The sequence below is a fragment of the Pseudomonas sp. Yb2C2 genome, assembly GCF_052112325.1.
Taxonomy (GTDB): domain Bacteria; phylum Pseudomonadota; class Gammaproteobacteria; order Pseudomonadales; family Pseudomonadaceae; genus Aquipseudomonas; species Aquipseudomonas marginalis.
The window spans coordinates 155,754-176,412 of the sequence record NZ_JAVAJK010000008.1 but is presented as its reverse complement, the minus strand read 5'-3'; the positions used below and the strand labels follow the sequence as shown (position 1 = coordinate 176,412).

Sequence of the window (20,659 nt, the reverse complement as noted above, 5' to 3'; positions counted from 1 at the left end):
CTACAGTCAGTATCTCTTTTCTAGTCTGGAGAAAGTCCCACCTGCGGTGGGACATGCGATTATTGGTCTGCCAGCTTAAGTAAATCGAAAACCACTCTGGCAAATTTACTGGCCTTAGCAGGGTCAGAGAGCAGTTGCATCATCTGGTTCTGGTGGGCATCGCCACTGTCCATAATCGCGTCATCAACCGCATTGGCGAAGTTTCCAAGCAATGCCTGTTCGGGAGTATTGTTTGCCAGTTGTTGCATAACTAACTGGTTTTCACTGACCTTGTCACGGATGGTATAGGCGTAATTTACCATGTCTTTTTCAGTCAGTTGGTCCGTCACAAACAGCTCATTGAGCCGTTCTAATATCTGTGAAAGCAGCTCTTCCTTTTTGTCCTTCGCAGCCGCTGATCCAAGCCCCTCACCTGGCACGAGCTTATAGTCGGGCGAGTCTTCTTTTAGCTTCAGGTCTTGCTGGCGTATTTTCGAAACGCGGTAATGGCTGAGCACGACACCAGTGAGGTCAATATCATCCTCATCCACAGCGGCTTCACGCAGCATTGGGCTTAGATTGCGTGCGTACAGGCTGAGCTTTTCCAGCTGCTTATCATCGTAATCGACGATCTGCGACATGAATTCATAGAAACGCACAAAGGTGCCCAGATCCTTTTTGAAGATGTCCAGGGCGTCCTTGGCTTGCTTGCATTCCTTCAGGTCGTTTTCAGCGTTGGCGATCAATACTGCATCCTGAGTCTTTTTGATTCTCTCAAATATGTCTTTCGAGTGTGCGTAGGCATCAACCGCCAACTTGTAGCGTTTAGTCCAGCGTTCGACCGCAGGCTTGCAAATGTTGGCAATCGCCGCATTGCTTTTGTTTTTGATGAAAAAGGCTGCGGAGAACTGCTCAACCTCGCTGGACTTGTAAATGCCCGCCGCGTTGAGCTTCTCAAGCAAATCGAAGATCAAGTCTGGATCGGAAACATCTGCCAGCTCTGCCGTCTGAAAGTACGGCTGGAACGAGTCAAGGATGTCTTGCGGCTCGTTGAAGAAGTCCAGGATGAACGTGCCAACGTCCGCCTTGCCGGGATACGTACGGTTCAAGCGCGACAGGGTCTGTACGCACTCGACGCCGCCGAGTTTTTTGTCCACGTACATGGCGCAGAGCTTGGGTTGATCAAAGCCGGTCTGAAATTTGTTGGCAACGATCATCACCTGATAATCATCGCTATCAAAGGCTTTGCGCATATCGCGGCCTTTGAGGTTGGGGTTCATGTTGCTCTCGGTGTATTTGTTGCCGAGTAACGCGACCGCATTTGGGTCTTTCTCTGTGAACTCCACCTCACTGGAGAATGCCACCATGGCATGGATTTTTTGGTAGCCCTTATCGACGATGTAGTTGTCGAAACACAGCTTGTATCGCACGGCCTCTTTGCGTGAGCTGGTGACCACCATGGCTTTGGCTTGACCGCCCAAAAGGCCCATCACGTTGTTGCGAAAGTGCTCAACAATCACCTGCACCTTTTGCGCGATGTTGTATTCGTGCAGGCGCACCCACTGGTTGAGCTTGACCTTGGCTTTCTTGCTTTCGACTTCCTGATCAGCCTTGTCGATTTTTTGCGCCAGGTTGTAGGCCACTTTGTAGTTGGTGTAGTTCTTCAGCACATCGAGAATAAAGCCCTCTTCAATGGCCTGACGCATGCTGTACACGTGGTAGGCTGCGGGCTTATTGGTTTTAGAGGGCTGCTCAGTGGGCTTGGGCAAACGGCCAAACAGCTCCAGCGTTTTGGTTTTCGGCGTAGCGGTGAAGGCAAAGTAACTGAGGTTTTTCGACACGCGGCGTGAAGCCACGGCGGCATCGAGAATGTCCTCGGTGCTAAGTTCGTCCTCACCATTAGCCTTGGCCTCAATCATCAGCACTTCTTTTAGCTGGCGGGCGGTAGAGCCGGTTTGCGAGGAGTGGGCTTCGTCAGCAATGATCGCGTAGCTGCGCTCTTTCAGGCTGACGCTGTTTTCGATGGCGCGCAGCACATAGGGAAAGGTCTGGATTGTGACGATAATAATCGGCTGCGAGTTTTCCAGCGCTGCGGCGAGCTTTTCCGATTTAGAACCGTCGCCTTCCTGATTATTGATGCGTCCAACCGCGCCATCGACGTGTTCAAACTGGTTGATCGTGTCTTGCAGTTGATCATCCAGCACGGTGCGATCCGTCACCACAATCACTGAGTTGAATTGTTTGCAGCCCTGTGCGTCGTAAAGCGCCGACAGTTGATGCGCGATCCAGGCAATCGAGTTGGACTTTCCAGAGCCGGCGCTATGCTGGATCAGGTACTTATGGCCAGGGCCTTCAGTGCGGGCCGCTGTGACCAGTTTATTCACTACATCCCACTGATGGTAACGCGGAAAAATCAGGCTTTCTTTTTTGTATTTACGACCTTCCCAATCTTCTTTCTCTTCAATTTGCAGATGCACAAAGTGCCCGAGAATCGATAGCAGATTGTTGGGCAGCAACACTTCGTTCCACAGGTAATCGGTGGCGTACTGGTTAATGTCTGCCGGCACATCGTTACCGGCACCGCCGACAGAGGTGCCCTTGTTGAATGGTAGGAAGAAGGTCTCCGCGCCTTCCAGCCGCGTGGCCATATAGACCTCGTACTGGCTCACGGCAAAATGCACCAGAGCACCACGCTTGAAGGTCAGTAGTGGCTCGGGCTTCTTAGTGACAGGATCTGTCGCAAAGCGTGTGGTTTTGTATTGCTTAATGGCGCTGTGCACAGCCTGCTTGAATTCGGATTTCAGCTCTAGTGTTGCGACCGGCAAGCCATTTACAAACAGCACCAAGTCAATTCGCCAGGCTTTGGCCTTGCTGCCGGACTGTTCGAGATGTTCTTTGCTTGCCCAGGGCGAATAAACCACCTCAGGCACGACACGGCAGCGGTTCTTAGCGTAGCGAGTCAAGGTATCGGGGTTTAGATCGTGTTCAGGTTTGAACTGACACAGACTGAACCGGGTGCCCCGGTGACGCAGTTCATGGCGCAACACGCCCAGCGTGCCGAAGGTGCGCATTTCTTTGCTGGCGGCATTGGGATCAGTTTTATTCAGTTGGGTAGCGACACGTTCAAGAAAGTGGTGTTCTGGGTTGCTTGGGTAGAGCGCGCAGAATTTTTGCCACTGTTCATCCTGGGTTTCTTTGACAAAACCCAGCAGGTCTTCGGAGTACAAGGCCAATTCACGGTTGTAATTTTCCGTTTTGCCCAGCAGCCAGCCTTTGGCAACGAGATGCTTGAGCATATCGTTCTGGAATATCAGTTCGTTGGCCTTACCGCCACCCAATGCACTCATGCGGCTACTTCCCTGTTGGTTTGAATTTCTTTAGGGGCTACCCAGTGTCTGACATCTATTTTTCCAGTGATAGCGGCGGAAATTAGAGCAGTGCGGCGCTCTTCAAGTAGTAAAATTTGTTCCTCAGCTTTATCGATCAGTTCTGTATATTTTCTGCGCTGCTTTTTGATGAACTCAGTAATTGTGCGTTGTTCACTATTGTTAGGGTATGCAATTGGTATGTTTTGGAGGATAGGTACGCTTATGTTTTTTTGCGCACTGCCCCAGCCAAGTAGGTCGAAGTATGATTTTCCAGTGTGGGAGTTCAAATACTCTGAAAGAAACTCAGGCAACATAGCTTTGCTTGGGGTGGCAACTAAGTTTGTAAAACATTGCGAGTTGTTCAATTGCTCAGGAATAACTGCGCTTACGCCCGGATAACCTGTTCTTACGGTTATTACGTCATTTGCATACAGATATTTAGAGCTATTTTTTTCTGAAAACTCTTCTGTGATAAACAACATCCCAGTAGTGTCAAGGCCTTCCTCTTTGATGTTTGTCGAGCGGATAATAGGGACGCCAGAGTCTGTATATGCATGTGTTGCTGCTTCTGCGATACCCACCACAATTCTAGTTGTACAAAACTTATATCTTCCAACCACCCAGTGTCTTGGGACTTTTCCTAGCCATTCAACTCCTGATTCGCGCATCTCAGCGTTAGAGTTCAAGCCTTTCGTTACTGCTTGGCTAATCGCCGCCTGGCGTTTTTCTTTTAATAGCTGGATAAGCTGCGTTTGCTTTTCAATGAGAGTGCCAATTTTAGCAGTCTCGTGGTCGAGAAAATTGGCGATTTTTACTTGTTCTAACCTATCGATACAAGGGATACGTATGCCGCCGAGCTTTCCTTTGGTTACATGAACCATGCCTATGATTCCATGAGCTTGCTCTTCCACGTAATACGTGACAGCCTTTAATGTCCAGTATAGCCACTGCTTATTACAAGAATACTCATCTAGTTTGAAAATATGCTGGTTAAGGTAATGCTCGCCCGTTCTCCACCATAAGAATGGCCCGAAAGAAGTTCCTCTGTTACCTGACCATCCAAATAAAAGATCACCTTCTAATACGCGGTAGCGGTCGTCAACTCGCCCCTCAAAGCAGTTAAAGTCATGGCTGCCATTGAGGTTTTCAATTCTTATAATAGGAACTCCATCTTCACTCCATTCAGAAGGCTTAAATGCATTTCCGTTGATGAAGTTGGTCACGCATTTTAACGGCGTAGTTGACCATGTGTCTGGAATTAGACCGAGCCACTCAACCCCGGAATCTTTATACTCAAGATACGTTTGATATCGTCCCGCCATTACGAATGTACCTCTTGTAGCAGCTGCATAATCTCGGCTGATACGACATCTAGATCCGCGTCGATCTCAAGCAACCCCCTAGGCGGCTGATACTGGTAGAAATGCCGGGCAAAGGGGATTTCATAACCGACAATACCGACTTGCTGATCCTTAGGATCTTTCTTGCCAGCATCTATCCAGGCATCGGGCACGTGGGGCTGCACTTCTTTTAGGAAGTACGCCTCATTGATGGCGTTAACGCTTTTATCCGGCTGGAGCGCGACGCTCTCGTTGTCGCGCAGGTCACTGTCTGGTTGGTATTCCAGTACCTCGCCGTCGACGGCAAACAATCCATACAACGGATTGGCTTTGGTTTTGTGAACCTTCTTAATTACCTTGGCTGCATCTGAGTTCTTCCAACTCACAGCGTCAATAATTTGTTTCTTGTCTTTCGCGTCCAGGTTTACTCCCTGCTTCTTGCAGGCGATTTTGAGGGCGTCGTCAAGGGTGTTGAAGTCATCATGCTGGGCAGCTCCGATGCTGGCCTTCAGCTGCTGCGTTTTGAGTAACAGCCGTTTTTGATCCATCCAGGTTGATCTGCTTAGCAAATCCTTGAGATGCTTTTCTTTCAAATCGGTGAAGTGAAGTTTGCAATAGCGGCGGATGGCGTCTTCATGGCCACTTAGGTCACCGTAAAGCTTGCAGTCGTCTTCGTCGCTCCAGCTCTCGCCCTCCAAGCTGCTGTATTCCTGATAAACCCAACGCATGGCGCTGTTGAGGGCGCCCGGAGCGAAGCGACAGGTAGCCACGCGTTCGTCACTAAATTGGTAAGACAGCCGCAATGGGCGTTCGATGCTGATTCGCCGATAGCCGAACTCATATGTGTTGTAGATCTTGCTGGCGAAGGTCTTGGGCACTTCAGCTTTGGGGTTGGCTGCCTGACGGCCACGATTGCTTTTTTGTGCGGCTTGTTTGTCTAGTTCGTAGGCATCGACTGCGACAAAACTGCCGAAAGCGCGAATCACCGTTGCAATATCGCTTTCATCCATTTCATTGCGCTTGGAACCGAGAGATTTTCGCATTTTGCTGCATAAGTTCACGCCGTTAATTAGCTGAACCTTGCCCTTGCGCTCTACGGCTTTTTTGTTCGACAGCACCCAGACGTAAGTGGATATGCCGGTGTTGTAGAACATGTCGGTGGGCAGCGCGACGATAGCTTCGAGCAAATCGGCTTCTAGAATATATCGGCGAATTTCCGATTCGCCAGAGCCAGCGCCTCCGGTAAACAACGGCGAGCCATTGAGGATAATGCCAATCCGCCCACCACCTTGAGAACCGTCGCGTAGCTTGCTGAGCAGGTGCATTAGGAACAACAAGGAGCCATCGCTGACCCGTGGCAACCCTGCACCAAAACGGCCACTGAATCCTTTTTGCGTGTGCTCTTCACTGATCTCTTGCTCGATCCTTTTCCAATCCACGCCAAAGGGCGGGTTAGAGAGCATGTAATCAAATTCAGTGGCGTAAAGCTGGTCGTTCGAGAGGGTGTTGCCTAGCTTGATGTTGCTGACGTCCTGCCCCTTGATCAGCATGTCCGCTTTGCAGATGGCGTAACTCTCGGGGTTGAGCTCCTGGCCATAGGCGCGCATCACCGCTTTTGGATTGAGCTCATGTACGTATTCCATGCCTGAAGATAGAAAACCTCCAGTGCCCGCTGTTGGGTCGTAAATGGTTCGGATGATGCCGGGCTTTGTCAGCGCATCATCGTCTTCCATAAACACTAGGGAGGTGGTGAGCCGCACGATGTCACGCGGGGTAAAGTGCTCCCCAGCGGTGTCATTGGAGCTTTCCGCAAATCGGCGAATCAACTCTTCAAACACCAGGCCCATGTCGTGGTTGGAAACAGCCGCAGGGCTTAAGTCCGTCTTCCGTACCTTTTGCACAACCTTGTAGAGCAGGTTGGCATCGTTCAGCTGTCCGAGAAACTCGGTGAATTTGAAGTGTTCGAAAATCTCCCGTGCATCTTTGGAAAAGCCCTGCAGGTAGGACTCCAGGTTGGCCTTGATGCCGGATTCACCGAGCTTGGACAGATCCATTTTCGAGGTATTGAAAAACGACAGCCCACCGCTTGCACGCAGGAGCAGTTTTTCCTGGGCTTCTTCGGAGATATTGAGTTGCTGGACGCGTGCATGCTCCGCCAGCACCGCTGCCTTGCTTGCCTCTAACACGCATTCGAGACGACGCAACAAGGTGAAAGGCAGAATGATGCGACCGTACTGGCTTTGTCTAAAGTCACCACGGAGTAAGTCGGCTAAAGACCAGATGTAGGCGGCCAGGTTGTTGGAGGCTTGCGACATGTACTGAAGTCCTTGTAGTGTTCGAAAGCTGCGGAGCCACTGCGCAGCTTGGTGATGAATATAACTGGGGCGCATTATGCTGCAACGACAGCGAGAGGTGATGGCTTCAGTCGGGTATTCCACCCAAAAGCTGGTGCGGTAGGGCAGTGACGACATTGAAAGTCAAATAAGCCACAAGGCCGAACTCCTTGAACAGCGCAGGCTGATCATGGCGCGGTGGAGCAACTACCTCGATGCCAACCGCCATGGGCATGTGACGCCCCACGAATTTGCCCACCCGGTCGGCGACAACATCACCTCCCTGCCAAACAGTCGTGGCACATTCCATCGTGGGTAAGCCTGTGAGATCACCTGGTCCGCCCTTTCGCGCGGGTCCATCCAAGCAGGGCAGCAAAGCTGCCCTGCTCGGATGGACCTCACTTAAAAAATTTAAAGCCCACCCAACCGTCTGTGGAAAACCACTGATTTCCACCGGTGCATAATTTCATCAACAGCCGCAGAACTCCCGAAAATTCGAGCCTTGACCCGAATTATCCACAGGCGTAGAAAAGATCGGGCAAAGCGCTGTCGTTGACAGCAACCCAGGTAGCCAGAACCTTTGAGGCTACGCCACGCCGTGGTGGTTCTCCCAAAGTGCGATTAGCGTCCGGCGGCTCGCACGCTCACAGCGATGTGATGGATGCCTACTTTTACCAGTGTCCCCACTGCGGCAACTTCCCCCATTCATAGCTGCCTTGCAGCAACCTATCCGCTTGGCCATTTCCTTGCGCCAACCTGCGCCCGTCTCTTTCTCCCGGAAAGAGACGGGCGCTCCTACCGCTGCTGCAGCCCAACTCGTACAAGGCTTTGCGGCATTCCCTCTCGTGACAATCGGCGTGACAAACACCGAAGTCACCAGCAACAGCGATGCAGATGATGGTGCCGCAGCCTACGGAATGGACTGCACCTGACTGACAGTCAGGCATGCCCCGGTCATCGCTTCACTGCCTTCACCCGACTCAGGATCTCGCGGCATTGGTCTCGTCAACCGGCGCAGCCTCCACCCGCCCACTTCTTCGGAAGTGCTCAGGAGGCCAGATCATGAGGTGCCCAAGCTCTCGGTCGTAAAGAGCCGCCAGTCCCGCGTTAGTGGACAACCCTCACAGGTCGCAGGGGCCTTGATCCCTGAGAACACTCAACATTCGTGGCGGGATGACGTGGGGGAGGGTTTTAAAAGTTTTTGCTTCGAGAGGAGTTTGATCATGGCCTTGGTCGGTAGACGGGATGGGCGAAATTTTGGGTATGGTCGGCAGTTGAGTTATGCCGGGGTGCAGGCATTAAAAGACCTGTTCGGCGGTGGCCACTACGGCACGGTCAAGGCGCATTCTGATCGCTGGCAGGCGTTCATGCGCTGGTATCGGTCAGACGATGGTCCTCGGTTCAATGATGCGCGGCAGGTTGATCGGAAGGTGTTGGCCGACTATGCGGCGTATCTCCGTGACCTGGTTGGGCGCGGTGACCTCGCCATCAGCACCGCGCAAAATCGGCTATCCAGTGTGAATCGGACCATGGCCACGCTTCGAGGTGATCAGTACGTCAAAATCCCCAGTCCGAGTAAGGCGCTGGGAATGCGGCGCACCAGTATTCGTTGTTCAATGTCGCAAGGCCAAGACCGCGAACAGGTGAAGCGGATCGTAGAGGTGCATTGCGAAATCCAGCAGCCGCGCGCCGCTGCCATCGCTCAGTTAGCGCGAGCCACCGGTATGCGCTTGCGCGAGGCGATTTTGGCCGGCCTTCCCCGTCTAAAACGTGAAGCCAAGCAATTCGGCAAGATGTTTACTGTGTAATCCTTGGCGATCCCTTTGTCGGCGAACGAGCCGCTAGCGGTTTCAAAAACTTGGTGGAGTTCGATGCTCTCGAGTTTGGTCGACAATTTCCCCCGTTCGCTGCCGATCCTGGAAGTGCCATGCAGGGAGCTCTTCATCAGGTGAGTTCGGATGCGGTGATTCGTGGCCAGTATGACGCGAGGCTCATGTCGCTGATTTTTGGCTCTGTCCGACCAAGTTTTGATGAGGCTTATGCCGTTTTTCGGCGCCACGCTGAAGCATTGATCCAGATGCTCTAAATCCCTCAGATCATAAAATGGTCTGAGGGGTTTCAGCATGCAGGTGTTAGCGGGGATAGTCCTTCGACATAGCTTCGTAATTGGCATAAATCCAAGCTTGAACTTTTGCGCGCCCTTGCGTTGTACCAGGCAGCTTTTCGTGAAGCATCCATTCCACAATCAACAGGCCTTTGAGTGAGTTTTTGTTATCTTTCCAGCCGATTGAGTTGATCATGTTCACCACCTCATACTTTTCTTTCCGGCTGAAACGGTCAGCATCTTCGACAGTCTTTGTGGGATCGTCCCCTTTCACAGCAGTATCGCTATAGTCGGTGTAATACAGCTCACTGGGTTTGATCTTGATTAGCGTGTTTGTTGTGGTCATTTGCTGTGCGCCGGAGTGTGCCCGCGAATTGGGGTGATATTGAATTGATGGCGCTGAATACAGATTTCAACTAAGTCGAAGCTTAAGCTTGTTACAGAATGCTTCGGTGGCGCCGTTGTTTAGCCCATTCTGGTCTACGTTATTTAGTAATTCGCGCATTTTGAGCCAGCCGGCTTTGTGTATCGCTGCCACCTTTGGGCGTCGCGTACTGCGCCCACAGCTCCATCAGTTCTCGACGTTCATCGAAGAAATCAGAGCGGGAATAAGCGCTTTCGGTTTCACCTCGCTCATCATGAGCCAGTGCCAGTTCACAAATCTCTCGAGGGAAACTGGTCTGCTCGCCCGCCCAGTCGCGGAACGTTGAGCGGAATCCGTGGCGAGTGATGCTTTCATAGCCGAGCCCGTGCAATAGGTTACGAATGCCGTTGGCATGCATGACGCCGCTACGACCACTCCCTGGAAATACATAAGGGCTTTCGCGGCCGAGCTTGGGAAGATTCTTGAGTAGTGAGACGACCTCTGGCGCCAGAGGGATCGCGAAAGCCTGGCGGGTCTTCATTCGTTCGTCGGGCAAAGACCAGCGACAGGACTCAAGGTCGAATTCATCCCAGCGCGCGAATCGGACCATGTGTGAGCGAGCGCCGGTTAGGATCAGTAACTGAGCTGCAACAGAAACGTGGCTGGTGTCCTTACGCAAGGCTTCCATGAGCTTCGGCAGGTCTTGCCAATTCAGCGCGGGATGATGCAGGCGTTTGCGAGCTTTCTTCTTCTCATGACGGCTGAGCAGGTTTTCCAGATGGCCGCGCCAGCGTGCCGGGTTCTCTCCGGTTCTGAGACCTCGGGCTGTGGCGGCATCCAGGATCTGTTCGATTTGCCCACGTACTTCGTCAGCCGTCCGCGTTTTAGTTGACCATATTGGCTGCAAGACTTTGATCAGATGCTTGGTCTCGATCTGGTCAGCTGAAAGCTTCCCTACCGTAGGGAATGCATAGAGCTCGAGTTTCCTCAGCCAGCCCTTGCGCCATTTCTCCGACCAGCTCGAGCCGTGGGCATCTCGATAGTCGGTGGCCAATTTCTCGAAGGTAATCAGATGTGCCAGTTCTCGTCGCTCTGCCTCCCGCTGAGCGGCTTGTTCAGCCTGTCGTTTAGCGAGTGGATCAGTGCCGTGGAGGATCTGGACTTTATTTTCATAGGCGGCTGCGCGGGCTTTTTTCAGGTCGAGCTGAGGGTAACTCCCGAGACCCATCTCCCTGCGTTTGCCGTTCAATTGAAAGCGGAGTACCCAGGTTTTTCGTCCTGAGGGTTTCACCAAAAGACGAAGCCCTTCACCGTCTTCGTACGTCCCAGCCTCAACCAGACTCTTGACTTGATTAGCGGTCAGTTTACCCATTTTTTTGCCCTCTGTTCCCCCACTTGTTCCCCCACTTACGCGTGGAACGCCTCGGATCAAAACGGAAGTCACAGGAACAAAAATAGGTTGAAACCCTTGATCTAGCAAGGCTCTCGCGATTTTCAGTAGATGAAGGTGGCTTTCAAAAAGGCATTAAAAAGCCGGCTTGTGGCCGGCTTCTCTGTGACCGCCTCAGCTTGTTTTTGACAAACCTCAGCAGTCTTCAAATCGCTCAGCCCACATTGCGTCGGGCTGAATAGTAGGGGCATCTGCGGGAAATCCTCCGCATCGCCGAGCAGGGTGGATAGCGCAAAGCCACCCCCTGCCAAATGTGCGGCGCATGATACCCACATTCACTTCAGTTGCCCACCTCCGGATCCGATTTAGAGCCTTCCCAGCCCAATAAATGCTCATCCAGCGGCACCGGCGGCCTACGGTTATTCAACGTGGACCACCAGAACACCCACCCCACAATCTGGAAGTTCTGCTCAAACCGTTGTTCGTGGGTCAGGTATTCGTCCGGATGTTCACCGGCATTGTGGCTGCGCATGCGCAACCCACCTCCAGGGCGGTTGTAGAGGTATTTGATGCGGAGCATTCCGTCGTGTTCGACCGCGTAGATTTCACCGTCGATGATTTGGGTGCGGCCTTTGTCGATGGCGAGGGTGGCGCCTTGTTGGATGATGTCGATCATGCTGTTGTCGACCATGTAGGCGCCCAGCGCGCGGTCGGGGTTGACGTTGAGGGTTTCGAGGGTGTGCAGGGAGACGCGGATGCGTTCGGTTGAGGTGAAGGTGGGGTGGAGGGGGATTTCCACGTCGATTTTTTCCGGGCGGCAGGCGGGGCCTGTGAGGTATTTGCCAGTTTCTTCGCGGGCGGGGAGTCCTTTCCTGGTGCCGGGGCCTTCCAGCAGGAAGTTGGCCGGTGGGTGTTTGGGGCCTTCGCCGGTGCGTAGCCAACGGCTGGAGATGCACAGCAGTTCTGCGATCTCGTTGAGTCGGCCCATGGGTACACCGCGTTTGAACCAGTTGTTCACGTGTTGAGGCGTGACACCACGGTTCTTGGCGAAGTCGGAGGCGGAAAGATGAACTTCCCGTAATAGCGCTTTTAAGCGATCACCTGATGTATTCATAAACGCAGAGTTTACTGGCCGAGAAAACACATCAAATAAACCATGCGTTGAGTTAGGCCTGTAGGTTTTTGCTTAGTTGTGGCTTATTACTTCGGAATTCACAGATGATTAAACTAAGTTTATAAGATGTTGAACTTGTCGTTTAGTTTTTCCCACAAAAAAAGCCCCAAGTAATCGGGGCTTTTTCAATTGCCGAGGCAATGAGTAGCCGGTATCAGCCTTTGTAGGCAGCGACCGACTTCATGATTTCGGCGCGGGCGGCGTCTGCGTTGCCCCAACCGTCGATCTTCACCCATTTGCCTTTTTCGAGGTCTTTGTAGTTCTCGAAGAAGTGCTTGATCTGTTCCAGCAGCAGTGGCGGCAGGTCGGTGTATTCCTTCACGTCCACGTACAGCTGGGACAGCTTGTCGTGTGGCACGGCGATCACTTTGGCATCGCCACCGCCGTCGTCGGTCATGTGCAGGATGCCGACCGGGCGAGCGCGGATGACCGAGCCTGGGGTAACCGGGTAAGGGGTTACGACCAGCACGTCGAGGGGGTCACCGTCGTCGGCCAGGGTGTTCGGGATAAAACCGTAGTTGGCCGGGTAGAACATCGGGGTGGCCATGAAACGGTCAACGAACAGGCAGTCGCTGTCTTTGTCGATTTCGTATTTGATCGGCGCGTGGTTGGCCGGAATCTCGATGGCGACGTAGATGTCGTTCGGCAGGTCTTTGCCAGCCGGAATCTTGCTGTAGCTCATTGGGCGTTGCCCCCGTAGTTGGCCATATGACATGGCCGGATTGGCCTAAAAGTGGCGGCGATTATAGGCATATTCTGACGGCGATGCCATGCGCCAGACGTCGTACGGTCATTCGCCTTGTGGCTGATAACGCGGGTCGTGCGCTTGCAGTTGGGTCAGGCGGGCCAAGGGATCCTGGCGGTAAAAGCGGCTGAGTTGGGCGTACACCTGTGGATAACTATTGACGAGTAAATCCGGGGCGCTGAAAAAATATTCGCTGGTGACCGCAAAGAACTCCGCCGGGTTTTCCGCCGCGTACGGGTCTATCTCCGTCTCGGCGTCGGGGTTGGCGTCCAGCTGGCGATTGAGGTCGTCATAAGCACCCTGCATCACGCTGGCCCACTCCTGCACGCGCATGTCGGGGTGCAGTGGCGGCAGGCCATTGGCGTCGCCGTTGAGCATGTCGAGTTTGTGGGCCAGTTCGTGGATCACCAGGTTGTAGCCTTCCCACTGACCGCTGGCCAGTACGCCGGGCCAGGCAAGAATCACCGGGCCTTGCTGCCAGGCTTCGCCGCTGTGTTCGCCGTCCCACTCGTGTTCGATGCCGCTGCTGTCGCGATGGCGCTGGGGGCTGAGGAAGTCGTCGGGGTACAGCACGATTTCATGGAAACCCTGGTACCAGTCGAGGTCGCCCAGGTTCATCAGCGGCAGTTGCGCCTGGGCGGCGAGCAGCAGGCGTTGTTCCTGGTGCAGCTCGACGCCGGGCAGGGCGGTGAGGTGTTTTTCGGCGAGGAACACCACGCAGGCTTCGCGCAGCCACTGGTCCTGCTCGGCACTGATGCCGTCGAGGAAGGTCAGGTGGTGGCGCACCCGCTGCCAGGTGTCATCGGCAATCGGGTGCTTGGCCAGCAGGCGTCGGCGCCGCCAGGCGCTGAGGGACCACATGCCGGGTTACTGCGATTTGGCTTCTGAAGACGTGCGACCAAAGCGGCTGCGGAACACGCCAATGATCATCGGCACCAGCGACAGCAGGATGATGAACACCACCAGCAGCGAAAGGTTTTTCTTGATAAATGGCACGTTGCCGAAGAAGTAGCCCAGGGTCACCAGGCCGCCGACCCAGAGAATGGTGCCCAGCACGCTGAAACCGAAGAAGCGTGCATAGGGCATTTTCGCGATGCCGGCAACGAACGGCGCAAAGGTGCGCAGGATCGGCAGGAAACGCGCGAGGGTCACGGTTTTGCCGCCGTGCCTGTCGTAGAAATCGTGGGTCTTTTGCAGGTAGTCGCGGCGGAAGATTTTCGAGTTCGGGTTGCTGAACAGGCGTTCTCCCGCCGTTCGCCCGATCACATAATTGGTACTGTCGCCGAGGATTGCCGCCAGCATCAGCAGCCCGCCCAGCAATACCGGGTCCATGCCACCGCCTGCTGCCACGGCGCCGGCGATAAACAGCAACGAATCACCTGGTAGGAACGGCATGACCACCAGGCCGGTTTCGCAAAAGATGACCAGGAACAGAATGGCGTATATCCACGGACCATAATTGGTTACCAGCATGTCGAGGTACACGTCGAGATGCAGGATAAGGTCGAGCGGGTTGAAATCCATGGATGGCACCTGTGTGAACGGCCCGACTCGGCAGGCCTGTGCGGAAGCTCGGGTAATAAGGCTACACGTGTATGTAGTGTTTCTTACAACCCTGAAAGGTCCGCATTATACGGATTGAGAGGTGAAAAGCGTGTTGGTTTTGTAGCGGGGGATGTCGCGGGGGGACGGTCCACAGATCGCCAGAAAGGCACTGTGGGAGCGAGTTTGCTCGCGAAAGCATTCGGTCAGTTATAAATAGTCTGACTGAACAGCCGCCATCGGGGTAGCCCCCTCCCACAAGGTGTCCATGGTGTCAGGGCGTCAGTCTTCGCTGATCGGCAAGGTGTAGTTCTTGAACTCGGTGTCTTCACGAAACCCGATGGACTCGTACGTCTTCTGCGCCACCTGGTTATCACTGCTGGTCGATACCCGCAGCCGCACTGCGTGGGTTTCCTTGGCCATTTTCTTCGCCGTGCGCATCAGGTTATCCGCCACCAGTTGCCGGCGCGCGTCTTCGGCCACATAGATGTCGTTGAGGATCCACACGCGTTTAAGCGACAGCGAGGAAAAGCTCGGGTAAAGCTGGCAAAACCCGAGCACGCGTTTGTCGTCGTCATCGGCTAGGGCCAGGTAGATCACCGACTCCTTGCGGCGCAGGCGCTTTTCCAGGAAGGCCCGTGACGAATCCGGAAAGGGCAGGGCCCCGTAGAACTCGCGGTACTTGACGAACAACGGGGTCAACAGGTCCAGGTGTTCCAGGGTCGCTTGAGTAATCCGCATGCCAGGCCTCAACTTCCAAATGGGGTATGACCACACGAGCGGCCGTGACTTGATGCTGCCTAAAGGCGCGAAAAAGCGCAATCGTGCCGGGATCAGTCGGTGGGTGGGCTGAGCAGGAAATTGCCCTTCATCAGGTCCGGGTCGTCGGATTCAAGGGTCTGAACCTGCGCCTCGTCCTTCAGGTTGACCCCCGACAGCTGCCGGCGACACGCCTCTCGCATCAAGTACAGCAGGCGATGGGCCGCCATGCCATAGCTCAGGCCTTCCAAGCGCACATTGGAGATGCAGTTGCGATAGGCATCGGTGAGGCCGACCTTGGGGTTGTAGGTGAAGTACAGCCCCAAACTGTCCGGCGAACTGAGCCCCGGCCGTTCGCCGATGAGGATCACCACCATCTTGGCGCCGAGCAGTTGCCCGATTTCATCCGCGACCGCCACGCGGCCCTGTTCCACCAGGATCACCGGCGACAAGGACCACCCTTCAGCGTGGGTCTGCTCTTCCATGCGCGTCAGAAACGGCAACGTATGTTTATGTACTGCCAGCGCCGACAGACCGTCCGCCACCACGACCGCCAGGTCCATGCCGCCCGGATGCTCAGCCGCGTAATCCCGCAGGCTTTGGGCCGATTCGTCACTCAAGCGCCGCCCCAAATCCGGGCGTTGCAGGTAGCTGTGCCGGTCGGTTGCCGCGCTGTGCAGCAACAGGCTATCGCGCCCACGCTCGGCCAACTGACTGCTCAGGCCTGCATGGTCGAAGGGCAGGTGCACCGCGTCCCGTGCCTGGGCGTGGGCAAATTGGAAATCAAGTTGGGCGTTGGTGGGAATGCTGGTGCCGGTGCGGCCCAGGGCAATTCGCGCCGGGGTCAGGCGGCGCAGTTCCAGCCACGGGTTTTCAGGCAGGTCGAGTTGCACGGGCGGCTCCTTCATCCCAATTGCGCCAGGGCGTGGCGAAACGCCGGTGGCAGGCTGTTGCCGAAGCGCACCTTGCCGTCGGCTTGCGTAAAGATGCCCATTTTGGCCAGCCACTGTTCAAACTCCGGCGCCGGTTTTAAACCCAATGTCTGGCGAGCGTACAAGGCGTCGTGGAACGAGGTGGTCTGGTAGTTGAGCATGATGTCGTCGGAGCCGGGGATCCCCATGATGAAGTTGATCCCGGCGACGCCCAGCAGGGTCAGCAGGGTGTCCATGTCGTCCTGGTCGGCTTCGGCGTGGTTGGTGTAGCAGATGTCGCAGCCCATGGGCACGCCCAGCAGCTTGCCGCAGAAGTGGTCTTCAAGGCCGGCGCGGATGATCTGCTTGCCGCTGTACAGGTACTCGGGGCCGATAAAACCGACCACGGTGTTGACCAGAAACGGCTTGAAATGCCGGGCCACCGCATAGGCGCGGGTTTCGCAGGTTTGCTGGTCGACGCCAAAATGCGCGTTGGCCGACAAGGCACTGCCCTGGCCGGTTTCGAAATACATCAGGTTCTGGCCCAAGGTGCCCCGGTTCAGGCTCAAGCCCGCCTCGTAACCTTCCTGCAGCACGCTCAGGCTGATGCCGAAACTGGCATTGGCCGCCTCGGTGCCGGCAATCGACTGGAACACCAGGTCCAGCGGCACGCCGCGGTTGATGGCTTCGATGGAAGTGGTGACGTGGGTCAGCACACAGGCCTGGGTGGGGATTTCGTAGCGCTGGATGATTGCGTCGAGCATCTCCAGCATGGCGCAGATCGAGGCGATGCTGTCGGTGGCCGGGTTGATGCCGATCATGGCGTCGCCGTTGCCGTAGAGCAGGCCGTCGAGAATGCTCGCGGCGATACCCGCCGGCTCGTCGGTCGGGTGGTTGGGTTGCAGGCGGGTCGACAGGCGTCCGCGCAGGCCCATGGTGCCGCGAAACCGGGTGACCACACGGATCTTCTGCGCCACCAGTACCAGGTCCTGCACGCGCATGATCTTCGACACCGCCGCTGCCATTTCCGGTGTCAGCCCCGGCGCCAATGCGCGTAGGGATTGTTCATCGGCGGCGTCGCTGAGCAGCCAGTCGCGCAGGCCGCCGACGGTCAGGTGGCTGACCACGGCGAAAGCCTGCTTGTCGTGGGTGTCGATGATCAGCCGCGTGACTTCATCGCTTTCATAGGGGATCAGCGCTTCTTCGAGGAAGTGTTTCAGCGGGATATTTGCCAGCGCCATTTGCGCCGCCACCCGCTCACCGTCGTTCTGCGCGGCGACGCCGGCCAGAAAGTCCCCGGAACGCGCGGGACTGGCCTTGGCCATCACGTCCTTGAGGCTGTCGAAGCGGTAGGTCTGTGCACCGACCGCGTGGGAAAAGCTTGCCATACAGTGTCTCCTTGACGACGCGGGCAGGAGAGGAACCCGCGTCGAGGTTTACGGCAGTTAGTGCAAGGCGGCCTCTGCGGCCTGGATCGCGGCGAATTCTTCTTCGGGCGTGCCTGCTACCAAGTGATGCCGGCTGTAGAAAGCAAAGTAAGCAATTAATACTCCATAGATGATCGCGGCGCCAATCACCACCCGTGGATCCACCAGAAAGCCCGCAACGACGGCCACGCAGGCCAGTACCAAGGCGACGCCGGACGTGAAGATGCCGCCCGGCGTGCGATAAGGACGGTCCATTTTGGGGCGACGGATACGCAGGGTGATGTGCGCGGCCATCATCAGCACGTAGGAAATGGTCGCGCCAAACACCGCCACCAGAATCAACAGATCCCCCTGGCCGGTCAGCGACAGGCCGAAGCCGATAATCCCGGGGATCACCAGGGCCAGTACCGGGGCCTTGCTCTTGTTGGTCTGGGACAGTTTGCGCGGCAGGTAGCCGGCACGGGACAAGGCAAAGATCTGCCGCGAATAGGCGTAGATAATCGAGAAAAAGCTCGCGATCAAGCCTGCCAGACCGACCAGGTTGACGAAGCTGCCCATCCAGGTCGAACCGCCATAGGACAGCGCCAGCGCTTCCACCAGCGGGTTACCGGATTTGACCAGTGCGTAGGTGCCCGCGCCGCCCGGTGCGATCACCAGGATCAACAGGGCAAAGCTGGTCAGCACCACAATGGCGCCGATCAGGCCCCGGGGCAGGTCGCGCTTGGGGTTCTTGGTTTCTTCGGCGGCCAGGGGCACGCCCTCTACGGCGAGGAAAAACCAGATCGCATAGGGGATCGCCGCCCACACGCCGACATAGCCGAATGGCAGGAAGGTGCTGGCGCCCTTGGCCTCGGTCACCGGAATATCCAGCAGGTTGGCGACATTGAAGTGCGGCACCATCGACACCAGGAACACGCCCAGCGCAATCGCGGCGATGGCGGTGATCACGAACATCAGCTTCAAGGCTTCGCCGACGCCAAAGATATGGATGCCGATAAAGATGATGTAGAACGCCAGGTAAATCATCCAGCCGCCGATGCCGAACAGCGACTCGCAATAGGCGCCGATAAACACCGCGATGGCGGCGGGGGCGATGGCGTATTCGATCAGGATGGCGGTGCCCGTCAGGAACCCGCCCCAGGGCCCGAAGGCACTGCGGGCAAAACCGTAGCCACCGCCGGCGGTGGGGATCATGGAAGACAGTTCGGCCAGGGAAAAGCACATGCACAGGTACATGGTGGCCATCAGCAATGTGGCGAGGAACATCCCGCCCCAGCCACCCTGGGCCAGGCCGAAGTTCCAGCCGGCGTAGTCGCCGGAGATGACGTAGGCAACGCCAAGACCAACCAGCAGGACCCAGCCGGCGGCGCCTTTTTTCAGTTCGCGTTGTTGGAAGTATTGGGAGTCGACTTTTTCGAAGTCGACAGAAGATCCAGTCGGTTCGCTAGGCATGGGAAAGTACCTTTCATTGTTATTGTTTTTTAACTCGGCCTCTGTGTGCCGAATGCAATTGGCAAGTACTTGTGGAGAGCTAAGTGTGGGAGAGGGCAAGCCCCTCCCACATTTGAGTGCATTTCAACTGTGGGAGGGGTTAGTTAGAAGAAGCCCAACGGATTAATGTCGTAGCTCACCAGCAGGTTCTTGGTCTGCTGGTAGTGATCCAACATCATCTTGTGGGTCTCACGGCCCACGCCGGACTTCTTGTAACCGCCAAACGCGGCATGCGCCGGGTACAGGTGGTAGCAGTTGGTCCACACGCGGCCCGCCTTGATCGCGCGGCCCATGCGGTAGGCGCGGTTGATGTCGCGGGTCCACACACCGGCGCCCAGGCCGAACTCGGTGTCGTTGGCAATCGCCAGGGCTTCGGCTTCGTCCTTGAAGGTGGTGATGCTCACTACCGGGCCGAAGATTTCTTCCTGGAACACGCGCATTTCATTGGTGCCCTTGAGCAGGGTCGGCTGGATGTAATAGCCGCCGGCCATATCGCCGGTGAGCTGCTCGACCTTGCCGCCGGTGAGCAATTGCGCGCCTTCGCCCTTGGCAATTTCCAGGTAGGACAGGATCTTGTCGAACTGCTGCTCGGACGCCTGGGCGCCGACCATGGTGTCGGTGTCCAGCGGGTCGCCGCGCTTGATCTGCTCGACCTTCTTCATCACCACTTTCATGAAGTCGTCGTAGATCGACTCTTCCACCAGCGCGCGGGATGGGCAGGTGCACACTTCGCCCTGGTTGAAGAACGCCAGCACCAGGCCTTCGGCGGCTTTCTCGATGAACGACGGTTCGGCTTTCATGATGTCGGCGAAGAAGATGTTCGGCGACTTGCCGCCCAGCTCGACGGTGGACGGAATGATGTTCTCGGCCGCCGCATGCATGATGTGCGAGCCCACCGGGGTGGAGCCGGTGAAGGCGATCTTGGCGATGCGCTTGCTGGTGGCCAGGGCTTCGCCGGCCTCCTTGCCGAAGCCGTGCACCACGTTCAGCACGCCCGGTGGCAGCAGGTCGCCGATGACTTCCAGCAACACGTTGATGCCCAGCGGTGTTTGCTCGGCAGGCTTGAGCACCACGCAGTTGCCGGCGGCCAGGGCCGGGGCGAGTTTCCACGCGGCCATCAGCAGCGGGAAGTTCCACGGGATGATCTGGCCGACCACGCCCAGTGGCTCGTGGAAGTGATAGGACGCGGTGTGTTCGTTGATCTCGGCGCTGGTGCCTTCCTGGGCGCGGATGCAACCGGCGAAGTAGCGGAAGTGGTCGGCGGCCAGCGGGATGTCGGCGTTGAGGGTTTCACGCACGGCCTTGCCGTTGTCCCAGGTTTCGGTGATGGCCAGCAGTTCGAGGTTCTGTTCGATGCGGTCGGCGATTTTCAGCAGCACCAGCGAGCGGTCCTGGGCCGAGGTCTTGCCCCAGGCGTCAGCGGCAGCGTGGGCGGCGTCCAGCGCCTTGTCGATGTCTTTGGCAGTGGAGCGCGGGAATTCGGCGATAGGCTTGCCGTTGACCGGCGAGGTGTTGGTGAAATAGTTGCCATCGACCGGGGCAACGAATTCGCCACCAATGTAGTTGCCGTACTTGGCCTTGAACGAAACGATCGCGCCTTCAGTACCGGGGTGTGCGTAACGCATGGTGGGTATCTCCTGGCTTTTATGTTTATTGGAGTGCAGCGCGCAAGCGCTTGATAAAGCGTAGAGCAAAGGTTGGGCCACTGCTTTGCAGGCCAGGAAAATCAAGG

General features: G+C 56.0%; 15 protein-coding genes and 1 pseudogene. 1 reads left to right on the top strand and 15 read right to left on the bottom strand.

The genetic code is table 11. The features are described from left to right. Positions 1 to 59 precede the first annotated feature (59 nt). The 4 genes from Q8X51_RS13570 to Q8X51_RS13555 all read right to left on the bottom strand — a co-directional run bounded on the left by Q8X51_RS13570 (position 60) and on the right by Q8X51_RS13555 (position 7,330). Complete coding sequence (locus tag Q8X51_RS13570; protein WP_407693844.1) at positions 60 to 3,326, bottom strand: type I restriction endonuclease subunit R; 3,267 nt, start codon at positions 3,324 to 3,326, stop codon at positions 60 to 62. Continuing rightward, on the bottom strand, positions 3,323 to 4,669 hold the full coding sequence (locus Q8X51_RS13565; protein WP_407693843.1) for a restriction endonuclease subunit S: 1,347 nt from the start codon (positions 4,667 to 4,669) through the stop codon (positions 3,323 to 3,325). Before Q8X51_RS13565 ends, Q8X51_RS13570 begins: the two co-directional genes overlap by 4 nt. Next, on the bottom strand, positions 4,669 to 7,002 hold the full coding sequence (locus Q8X51_RS13560; RefSeq protein WP_407693842.1) for a type I restriction-modification system subunit M: 2,334 nt from the start codon (positions 7,000 to 7,002) through the stop codon (positions 4,669 to 4,671). Before Q8X51_RS13560 ends, Q8X51_RS13565 begins: the two co-directional genes overlap by 1 nt. Before the next feature lie 106 nt (positions 7,003 to 7,108). Further along, positions 7,109 to 7,330 (bottom strand): hypothetical protein, encoded by a 222-nt coding sequence (locus Q8X51_RS13555; RefSeq protein ID WP_407693841.1) that lies wholly within the window; start codon positions 7,328 to 7,330, stop codon positions 7,109 to 7,111. Between the two features lie 913 nt (positions 7,331 to 8,243). Here Q8X51_RS13555 and Q8X51_RS13550 point away from each other — a divergent pair. Next, positions 8,244 to 8,816, top strand: a pseudogene (locus Q8X51_RS13550) (integrase domain-containing protein); the annotation flags it as partial. Between the two features lie 336 nt (positions 8,817 to 9,152). On the opposite strand, the gene Q8X51_RS13545 reads toward Q8X51_RS13550, so the two are convergent. The 11 genes from Q8X51_RS13545 to exaC all read right to left on the bottom strand — a co-directional run bounded on the left by Q8X51_RS13545 (position 9,153) and on the right by exaC (position 20,552). After that, complete coding sequence (locus Q8X51_RS13545; protein ID WP_407693840.1) at positions 9,153 to 9,470, bottom strand: hypothetical protein; 318 nt, start codon at positions 9,468 to 9,470, stop codon at positions 9,153 to 9,155. A 139-nt stretch (positions 9,471 to 9,609) separates the two neighbouring features. Then, entirely contained in the window at positions 9,610 to 10,860 is a 1,251-nt protein-coding gene (locus Q8X51_RS13540; RefSeq protein WP_407693839.1) for a tyrosine-type recombinase/integrase, read from the bottom strand. A gap of 358 nt (positions 10,861 to 11,218) precedes the next feature. Further along, entirely contained in the window at positions 11,219 to 11,992 is a 774-nt protein-coding gene (locus Q8X51_RS13535; protein ID WP_027605213.1) for a LexA family transcriptional regulator, read from the bottom strand. Positions 11,993 to 12,206: 214 nt separating this feature from the next. Then, positions 12,207 to 12,734, bottom strand: coding sequence for an inorganic diphosphatase (ppa, locus tag Q8X51_RS13530; protein ID WP_065924892.1), 528 nt, complete (start codon positions 12,732 to 12,734; stop codon positions 12,207 to 12,209). 108 nt (positions 12,735 to 12,842) lie between these two features. After that, entirely contained in the window at positions 12,843 to 13,658 is an 816-nt protein-coding gene (locus Q8X51_RS13525; RefSeq protein ID WP_065946578.1) for a zinc-dependent peptidase, read from the bottom strand. A 6-nt stretch (positions 13,659 to 13,664) separates the two neighbouring features. Continuing rightward, positions 13,665 to 14,321 carry a DedA family protein gene (locus Q8X51_RS13520; protein WP_027605215.1) on the bottom strand — a complete coding sequence of 219 codons (657 nt, stop codon included), beginning with the start codon at positions 14,319 to 14,321 and terminating at the stop codon, positions 13,665 to 13,667. A gap of 300 nt (positions 14,322 to 14,621) precedes the next feature. Further along, on the bottom strand, positions 14,622 to 15,080 hold the full coding sequence (locus Q8X51_RS13515; RefSeq protein ID WP_027605216.1) for a GNAT family N-acetyltransferase: 459 nt from the start codon (positions 15,078 to 15,080) through the stop codon (positions 14,622 to 14,624). A gap of 92 nt (positions 15,081 to 15,172) precedes the next feature. After that, on the bottom strand, positions 15,173 to 16,006 hold the full coding sequence (eutC, locus tag Q8X51_RS13510; protein ID WP_074847733.1) for an ethanolamine ammonia-lyase subunit EutC: 834 nt from the start codon (positions 16,004 to 16,006) through the stop codon (positions 15,173 to 15,175). Next, positions 16,003 to 17,397: an ethanolamine ammonia-lyase subunit EutB gene (locus tag Q8X51_RS13505; protein WP_407693838.1), complete on the bottom strand. Its 1,395-nt coding sequence runs from the start codon at positions 17,395 to 17,397 to the stop codon at positions 16,003 to 16,005. The genes eutC and Q8X51_RS13505 overlap by 4 nt, the downstream gene beginning before the upstream one ends. Positions 17,398 to 17,454: 57 nt before the next feature. Beyond that, a complete protein-coding gene (gene eat / locus Q8X51_RS13500; protein ID WP_024077594.1) occupies positions 17,455 to 18,888 on the bottom strand; it encodes an ethanolamine permease in 1,434 nt (477 codons plus the stop codon). A 143-nt stretch (positions 18,889 to 19,031) separates the two neighbouring features. Continuing rightward, on the bottom strand, positions 19,032 to 20,552 hold the full coding sequence (gene exaC, locus Q8X51_RS13495; protein WP_027605219.1) for an acetaldehyde dehydrogenase ExaC: 1,521 nt from the start codon (positions 20,550 to 20,552) through the stop codon (positions 19,032 to 19,034). Between the last annotated feature and the right edge of the window lie 107 nt (positions 20,553 to 20,659).